Origin of the sequence: Micromonospora arborensis, from assembly GCF_003205615.1 — a bacterium.
Classification (GTDB): Bacteria; Actinomycetota; Actinomycetes; order Mycobacteriales; family Micromonosporaceae; genus Micromonospora; species Micromonospora arborensis.
This window is the reverse complement of the sequence record NZ_PYBV01000082.1, coordinates 1-7,558: the sequence shown is the minus strand read 5'-3', so window position 1 is coordinate 7,558 and position 7,558 is coordinate 1. Positions and strand designations below refer to the sequence as shown.

General features: G+C 67.2%; 8 protein-coding genes. 1 reads left to right on the top strand and 7 read right to left on the bottom strand.

The window, feature by feature from the left end; translation table 11 throughout:
* Positions 1–322 precede the first annotated feature (322 nt).
* The 7 genes from C7C45_RS32860 to C7C45_RS34330 form a co-directional block, all read right to left on the bottom strand.
* A complete protein-coding gene (locus C7C45_RS32860; protein ID WP_110568806.1) occupies positions 323–832 on the bottom strand; it encodes a Pycsar system effector family protein in 510 nt (169 codons plus the stop codon).
* Positions 829–1,587: a hypothetical protein gene (locus tag C7C45_RS32855; RefSeq protein ID WP_110568804.1), complete on the bottom strand. Its 759-nt coding sequence runs from the start codon at positions 1,585–1,587 to the stop codon at positions 829–831. Before C7C45_RS32855 ends, C7C45_RS32860 begins: the two co-directional genes overlap by 4 nt.
* Position 1,588: 1 nt before the next feature.
* Complete coding sequence (locus tag C7C45_RS35380; protein ID WP_244200698.1) at positions 1,589–2,680, bottom strand: hypothetical protein; 1,092 nt, start codon at positions 2,678–2,680, stop codon at positions 1,589–1,591.
* 99 nt (positions 2,681–2,779) lie between these two features.
* Positions 2,780–3,697, bottom strand: coding sequence for a hypothetical protein (locus tag C7C45_RS35375; RefSeq protein ID WP_244200697.1), 918 nt, complete (start codon positions 3,695–3,697; stop codon positions 2,780–2,782).
* Positions 3,694–4,515 (bottom strand): hypothetical protein, encoded by an 822-nt coding sequence (locus tag C7C45_RS32845; protein WP_110568802.1) that lies wholly within the window; start codon positions 4,513–4,515, stop codon positions 3,694–3,696. Before C7C45_RS32845 ends, C7C45_RS35375 begins: the two co-directional genes overlap by 4 nt.
* Positions 4,516–4,625: 110 nt before the next feature.
* Entirely contained in the window at positions 4,626–5,297 is a 672-nt protein-coding gene (locus C7C45_RS32840; protein ID WP_110568810.1) for a Crp/Fnr family transcriptional regulator, read from the bottom strand.
* Between the two features lie 182 nt (positions 5,298–5,479).
* Entirely contained in the window at positions 5,480–5,623 is a 144-nt protein-coding gene (locus C7C45_RS34330; protein WP_167454915.1) for a hypothetical protein, read from the bottom strand.
* A 459-nt stretch (positions 5,624–6,082) separates the two neighbouring features.
* Between C7C45_RS34330 and C7C45_RS32830 the strand changes: the two genes are divergently transcribed.
* The gene (locus tag C7C45_RS32830) at positions 6,083–7,210 is read left to right on the top strand and encodes a Fic family protein (RefSeq protein ID WP_244200696.1); all 1,128 of its coding nucleotides are present in this window, start codon (positions 6,083–6,085) and stop codon (positions 7,208–7,210) included.
* Positions 7,211–7,558: the final 348 nt, after the last annotated feature.

Genomic DNA, 7,558 nt, shown 5'->3' with positions numbered 1-7,558 from the left:
CTACCTCAGCCCCGCCGCCTACGAAGCCACCGGTTCGCACCTTCTACCAACGGTCCAGGCAGCCTGACTAACATCAACACATCGACCCTGTCCGTCGAAACGGGTCAAGCCCAGGCAGCGGCCCGCAACGGATCGCGCCAGGTAGACATAGTGCCGGCGACCGGGTACAGCCGTGAACGCGTTCGGCAGATCCTCCGAGCCAACGGTGTCGAGGCCGACTGATCCGTGCCGCCCAGGTGTCGAGCATCCAACGTACGACTTTTGACATAGTGACGGGACGAGACGCATCCCGCCACTATGTTCGGCGACACCGGCTGACTCGTCAGAGCAGCCCGGCCACGAGCCACGCCAACACACCGAGCACCAGAAGTCGGATCGACCACGTGACATAGGCGAACTTGCGACTCGCCACCATGTGCGCCGCCCAGACGTGTCCCGCCAGCATCCTGGCGGTGGCGTCTTCATCGACTGTGGTTGCCAACCAAGCATCGACAAATCCCTGGCTGTTGCGACCGTAACGCTCGGCTACGTACGCGAAGTGGTGCAGAGGCTCCGACGCAGCCGCCTGTCGTCGCGGCATCAGCGTGTGCAACGCGAGGAGCGCACTCGTCGCGGCCGCTACCGCAGATAACACCGGGAGCACCGGCGACCAGGCCGGGCCCGTCACGGTCAGGGAGTCCTGGCCGGACCACAGGCTGCCGCCCAGGAGCCCGGCGGCTGCAAGGACGGCAGCCGCCTTCACGTCGGCGAAACGAATTGTCTCGTGTAGTTGCTGGAGGGCGTTCCATCCCGCTTCGCTCTGCAAACCGGAGGACCGGGGCGCCTCCGTCACGGCCCGACCCGGTCACTCGGGTCCCCCAGCTGCATGGCGAGGTCCGTGCGGTCGAAGCTACGGAACACCCGACCGAGCTGGCCGATTAGGTGCCTGCGCTCGTCTGCACTGAGCCCGTCGACAAACTTTCCGATGAGCACACTGATCGGGTCCTCCTCGACCTGCGGGGACGCAGTCACACGCTCATCACCGCCAAGTTGGGCAGCGATCGTATCGAAGACAGGGTCCGTCAAGGACCGAAGATCGGCCGGGTGGTGGAGATGCCAGTACATCCGAGCTATGTCCGGCCTGCCGAAGATCTCGTCACGCAGCCACCGAAGCTGACGCAGTTCGTCTCCGCGGCGCTGCTTCTCCAGAGTCGCGTGTCGTTCGGCCTCCTCCCAGGCGGTGGTCACGGCAAGCGCCTCGGCAGGAACGGTGATCCGAACACGCAGATGGGTGAGGACCAGACTGGTCTGCGGCACGGCAATCTCGGTGACGCCCCTGGCATTGATTAGATCAGCCAGGTGACTCGCAAGCGTGACGCGCCGGGTGGCAGCCCACCGGGCGAGTTGATCCCAGGCAAAGGCACGAACCTTGGCCTCGGCCTCCGGCTCGCGTCCCCGCCACTCAACGGTCACCTCCGCCTGGAAGTTCGCGCCGGGCAGTGCGCTAGCCAGCGTGGCCTCGAACCTGTGTGACGGGGCCGGGATGGGGGGGCGCTCCTCATTCCCGGACGTCCACTCCCGGGAGAAACCCCGCAAGAGATCACGCATCTCATGCTCCTACGGTGAGTGGATCGACCTGGTGCAGGCTCTCGACGACGTAGTCACGCACGTCACGCCGATCCGGGCTGGTCACGTCGCGATCGACCGGCTGCCACGCGAACGTCAGCTTGGAGAGGCGCACGAGACGGCGGGTCCCGCCGTCCCCACGACGCACCACGTCCCCGAGGAACTCGACAATCCGGATCCGACTAGCCTCGGACATGAGCGCCGCGTCGAGCAGACTCTCGCCGAATTCCGTACGGGCGTCGTCGACCTCGGTCTGATCGAAGAGTCGGGCCACGGCCCCGACGAGCCCGGTGCGCGATGACTCGTCATGCCAGGTCAGCAACACGGGATGAGCCTCACTACGGGTGAGCGCTGCGAACACCGCCCACGCCGTTTTCGTACGACCGCCAGGTTCACCCTCGGACCAGTTGGTAACCACCTCGACGATCCGAGGGCGTAGCCGGGGTATCTCCCAGAGCCGGCTCACCGCCGTCACGATGGCATCCCGGACGACCGGAGAATCACGGTGGGCAACGTGGCTCAGACGGGTCAGCGACACCCGGGGATAGAGCCGGGCGAGTTCGCCTGAGCAGACCTCGGCGATGGTGCAGAGGGACTGGTCACTCGCACGCTCCAAGCGCGACCAGCGGTAGAGCAGGCTCCGCACGTCAGCCCCGACCTCATCGCTCATGGCAGTGGCCGTCAGGGCCTGCACGACGTGGGGCCGCAGATTGGGCCGCCCGGTCCAGCGATTCAGCCACACCAGCGGGCGGGTGTCCCGGCTCCGCAACACAATTCCCACCAGATTCCCGACAATCCGCTCGGCCAGCCGGGTCTGCCGATGGTCGTTTCGCCGTAACGGCAGGTCCATGGCCCACTCCCACAGCTTCTTGTGGAACCAGGCAGAGCGGTCACCGTGCAGAAAGGTCAGCACTGCCGCGCCGTAGTTCGCCCGCTCGAACCGGAGCCCACCGTCCACCACCTCGGCTTTGGCCTCGCTCATCAGCGCCCGTAGTCCGACTTCCGCGAGCCCGTCGGAGCGGGCGGAGGGCAGGTCACCGAGGGCCCGCCCGAGCGAGTTGACCGCGTCCAGCACCTCTGCCGGTGGCTCTCCCTCGAGCAGGGCGGCTGCGACGAGGAACAGCCGCTGCCGGACACTCTCGGCTCCGCTGAACCAGTTGGCCAGGACGTCGTCCTAGTCACCGTAGGCCCCACACACCTCGTCGACGAGCTTCGTCACGTCATGCTCAGGATGGTTACGGAGTGCGGTCACGATGATTCCGGTAAGCCGCATAGCGTCCATCACCGTGGCTCGGGTCAGCAAGTCGCCGATGGCGGGATTCCCGATGATGGAGGAAGCGTCGACGGCCTGCACTGCGCACTCGCGACGTACTACCTCCGCAAGGTCTGGGGGCGGGACCTGAAAGATGGAGACGGTCCCGACGCCGCCGGCGGCGGCCCAGACGGCTGGGGTTGCCGCGACCACCAGACTTGCGTCCAGGGTCGCCAGGTGCGCGGCGTGGGCCTGCAAACGGCGGCCCAGGTCGGGGCTCACCCGTTCCCGCTGGTCCGGCAGACACAACAGGTATGTCACCCCCCGTTCCGCTGGAAGCTCCGCCGCAGCGAACGGGCGCCCTCGCTCCTCGTCGATCAGAATTTCCTCCAATCGCCGCCCCGCCTGGCTCGACTCGTACAGCAGCGCGACCGCAGCGGTCCGCAGCCCGGAGTTGGCCGGGCCCAGCACCACCACCCATGGCTGGTCGCCGAGGACGCGGGCTGCGGCGGCCCGGTCGAGAGTGAGATCCTGGTCCTGGCTGGCCAGTCGGTAGCTGCGTGGCGCCAGTGACTGCACAACCTGCTCGATGTAGGCCCGTAGCAGATGGTGCCGGCGAATGGCTTCGTTGATCAACTTGTTCTCGACGAAGGTCTGGTGCACTCCGCCGTGCACGGTGCCGCCGGTGACCACCTGCCCGACGTTGATGCCGCTGACCGCCTGCCCGACGATGATGCCGCTGACCGCCTGCCCGACGTTGATGCCGCTGACCCCCTCTGGGTAGAGGTCATCCTCGAGCCGGTCGTCCTCGGCGAAAGCCAGGGTCTCTTCGGGGCTCACGATCGGCTCCCGAGGGGGTTACCGCCGAAGGACTGGTGCATTCCGCCGTGCACGGTCCCGCTCCCGACCACCTGCCCGTAGTTGGTGCCCACCGGCTGCTGCGACGGCCGGTGGGCGAGCCCTGGCGGGGACTGAGACTCCGATGCGGGTTCCGCTTCGTTCGTCCGGCCCACCGGCCAAGCGCCCGACGGGGTGGGTAGGTGCAACCACGCACGCTGCACAAACGCCTTGCCCTCCACCCGGGCCTCCACGTCGACGAAGTGGTCCGGGTGCAGACCGGAGTAACCAGCACTGATCACGTCGTGGAAGACCCGATCCGAGACGATCATGGCAACCAGGGTGATGCGCGGTTTGGCTTCCGTGAGCGCGCTCTTGACCACCCCGGAGTCCAGTAGTCGGTGCGTCTCGTTACGTGCTGTCCCATTGCCCCCCTGCCCCACTGCCGCCGAGTCAGTCGGCAGGGGACCCACGTGCAGGCTCACCCGCAACCGCAGAGGCTCCTCCCCCGGGTGTTGGCGCCGGTGGTCGTCCAGACGATGCTGAAGCATGGCCGGAAAGGGATGGACGAGATACGGGAGTATCCGGGTGGGCAAGCCCACGGCCAGGCCGTCCCCGGTTGGGCCGTAGAAGTCGGGACTCGACCACTCCGCGTCCAGCCCGGCATCGCGCATCGCGTCCCCTACGAGCCGGTGAATGGTGCGGGAGACGTTTTCGTGCGTACAGCCGGGCAGGTCTGTGAAGCCCTTCGCGTCGACCGCCAGCACCGCGCGGTACGGCGGTAGCGGGCGGGACTGCTCGAACGGGGGTGACTGCTCCATGTCGCGTTCCCTTCGCAGGCGGCCGAATCAAGGCAATCGTGTCCGGCCCGCTGAGGTAGCGCTGCCCACCACTGTGCACAGCAGAGGTGACGCGGTTATCAATCACTGCGTCATCCGGCCTGCCGGTGCAGTGCATCGACGTCGAGGATCGATACCCGCATGCGATGGGTGTCCAGCACGCCTTCGGCGCGGAGAACCCCGAGCGCGAGGACGACGGCGTTCCGGGACGCGCCGATTAGCTCTGCCAGATCCTGTTGCGGCAGCTCGAAGGCGCGTTGGCCACCGGCGGCGTCAGCCGTTACGTAGAGCCGGAGCAGTGCCCGGGCTAGGCGCTGCCGTACCGGAAGGACGGCGATCTCGGTCCGCTGGACGTCAGACTGTCGGAGGCGGTTGACGGTATACCGGGCGTAGGCGGCGGTGACGGAGGGTCGCTCGACGAACCGTTTGAAACTCGCCCCTGAGACCACCCGGACCACCATGGGGGTCAGCGTCGAAACCGTGCCGGAGCGGCGGCCACCGTCCATCACGGCCAGGTCGCCCACAACGTCGCCAGCCCCGCGAATCGTCAGGATCGCGCTCTTACCCGCTGCTTCGCCACGAACTACCTTGACCGCGCCGCTGAGGATCACGTAAGCGTGCTCCCCCTCGTCGCCCTGTCGGAATAACGGGTAGTCGGCGGCCATGAGGCACCGGGAACCGAGCGAGCACATCGCGGCCCAGTCGGTCGTCGAAAGAAAGGAAGCGAGACCGCCACTGCTGGCGAACAGGTCGTGAACGTCCACGCACAGAAGGTAACGAGTAGATTCCCTCCGGCCTACCCTCAAGCCGGACCCCGCCCAGAACTGCGGCACCACGCTGAGACGGCGCCGAAGTTCCGGCGGGGTGGTCGGAGGTGGTCAGTCGCCGGCGCCGAGGGCGGCGACCGGGCCGACCCGGGCGGCGAGCGGCAGCGACGGCGGCGGGGTCAGCGTTCATTGCCGACTCCCGCCAGGTGAGTGTGCAGGTCGGCGAGCAAGCGTACGACGGTGCTGACGGGATGCACGACGAGCAGGTCGTATGTGACGATGGCGGCGAGCAGCACGGGTTGGCCGGGCTCGATGCGGCACATGTGCCGGGCATTCGCCGGCAAGGGTAGGTGCCCTCGGCTGCCCACCTGGTGGAGGCCGTCGCTGGCCGAGCAGATGACGAGCATGCCGCGCGGCTCGCCTGAATGTCGAGGCGGCGGTGCGGGGGCCATGCCAGCGCGCGCAGGAGGTGCTGCGCGCTCACCCGGCCACAGCGTGCCGGAAGAGCCATCCCCAGCACCAGGCTGGCGTCGGTGATCGCCGGTGGGCAGACTCGGGCAGGTAGAGCGGGCATCGGCATCGTGCCTGGGCGGGGACGCGCGGGCACGACAGCGGGTACGAGTGGACCGACGAGGTATTCCTTCGGTCGGATAGGTCGTGTCATGACCGAACAACCTCATTCAGCGATGAGGCGCGTCACGTCAGGGGCGGGCTGATGCCCTTCATCGGCGTAATGCTGAAATTAATCTGGGATTCAGCGGAAAGCATTGTAGGATTGGCGCATGCTGTATCAGACTCCTGCGCTCGCCGATGACGACAAGCGCGTTCTCGGCGAACTGGACACGATGCGGGACAACCTTCGGTATCAGATCGCTGAGCCGCACCGCTGGACAGGGCAACTCCGACGCACGCTGATCGCTCACGCCATCCAGGGCTCAAATTCGATCGAGGGTTACCAGGTGTCCCTGGACGACGCCGCCGCCGCCGTCGCCGGCGACGAACCGGTAGAGACCAACCCGCAAACCTGGGAAGTCATCACCGGCTACCGCGACGCCCTGACCTACGTGCAACAACTCGCCCGCTCACGCGAGTTCACCTGGCAGCACATGCTGCTCAATGCACTGCACTTCATGATGCTCCGCCATGACCTCAGCAAGTGGCCGGGCCGCTACCGTCCAGGAGACATCCACATCGACGAGGCGCACACCGGCCGACGCGTCTACACCGGGCCGGACGCCGACGATGTTCCGTCTCTGCTCTCCGAGCTGATCGACTGGCTGGCCGACGGCGAACCGGACACCCCTCTGCTTGTCCGGGCCTCCATGGCTCACCTGAACCTGGTCAAGATCCATCCCTGGCGGGACGGAAACGGCCGGATGTCGCGCTGCCTGCACACCCTCGCACTCGCCCGCGACGGTGTCCTCGCCCCAGAGTTCTCCTCGATCGAGGAGTGGCTCGGCGTCGGCCGAAACACCTACGCCTACTACGACGCGCTCGGTGAGGTCGGCGGCCCAACCTGGCAGCCCGACAACGACACCAGTCAATGGATCCGGTTCTGCCTGAGCGCCCACCACCAACAAGCCCAACTGGTCCGGCAACGCCTCGACCAAGCCGCGCATCTCTGGGAACTGCTCGACACCTGGGTCCGGCGCAACGGACTGCCCGAGCGGGTCGTCAGCGCCCTACACCTCGCCGCCACCGGCGGCCGAGTACGCCGCACCCTCTATCAACGCGACGAGAACCTCACCGACGACCAAGCAACCCGCGACCTACGCGCCCTCGTCAGGGCGGACATGCTCGAACAGCACGGCGAGACCCGAGGCAGGTTCTACCTCACCTCGCCGACACTGCGCGACCTCGCCGCCCCCGCGCTGCGCCCAAAGGAAATCATCAACCCGTACCGACGGTGAGCCGCGGGCTGGCCCCGCACCCGCAAGTCCGCGTCGGCCAGCACGCGCTGGCCGCGGAGTCCTCGAGTAGCTCCTCGGGGTAGGAGGAGGCGAGGGCTCGCCGTGGTTCAGATCTGCTGCCGTGGCCATGTCCCCAGTGCCGTCGCGGCACCGGCTGCCTGGAATGCAAACGACGCCAGTTTACCGGGCGGGAGGGGCCTTAGAGCGGAGCAGGATCGCGCCTCTCGTAGCGGGCCGCCCAGTCAGATAGAGGCAGCCGTCGAAGCAGTGCTACTGGGACGAGAGCATCCCGCGCCGTCCGGCCAATGAGGGAGTCGGTCGTCTCGTGGGGTCACGTCCGCGCTGGTG

Excerpts from the sequence above, each read along its gene's own strand:
- C7C45_RS32855 (WP_110568804.1), bottom strand. The coding sequence starts at position 1,587 with ATGCGTGATCTCTTGCGGGGTTTCTCCCGGGAGTGGACGTCCGGGAAT.
- C7C45_RS32845 (WP_110568802.1), bottom strand. The coding sequence starts at position 4,515 with ATGGAGCAGTCACCCCCGTTCGAGCAGTCCCGCCCGCTACCGCCGTAC.
- C7C45_RS34330 (WP_167454915.1), bottom strand. The coding sequence starts at position 5,623 with ATGTGCCGCATCGAGCCCGGCCAACCCGTGCTGCTCGCCGCCATCGTC.
- C7C45_RS32830 (WP_244200696.1), top strand. The coding sequence starts at position 6,083 with ATGCTGTATCAGACTCCTGCGCTCGCCGATGACGACAAGCGCGTTCTC.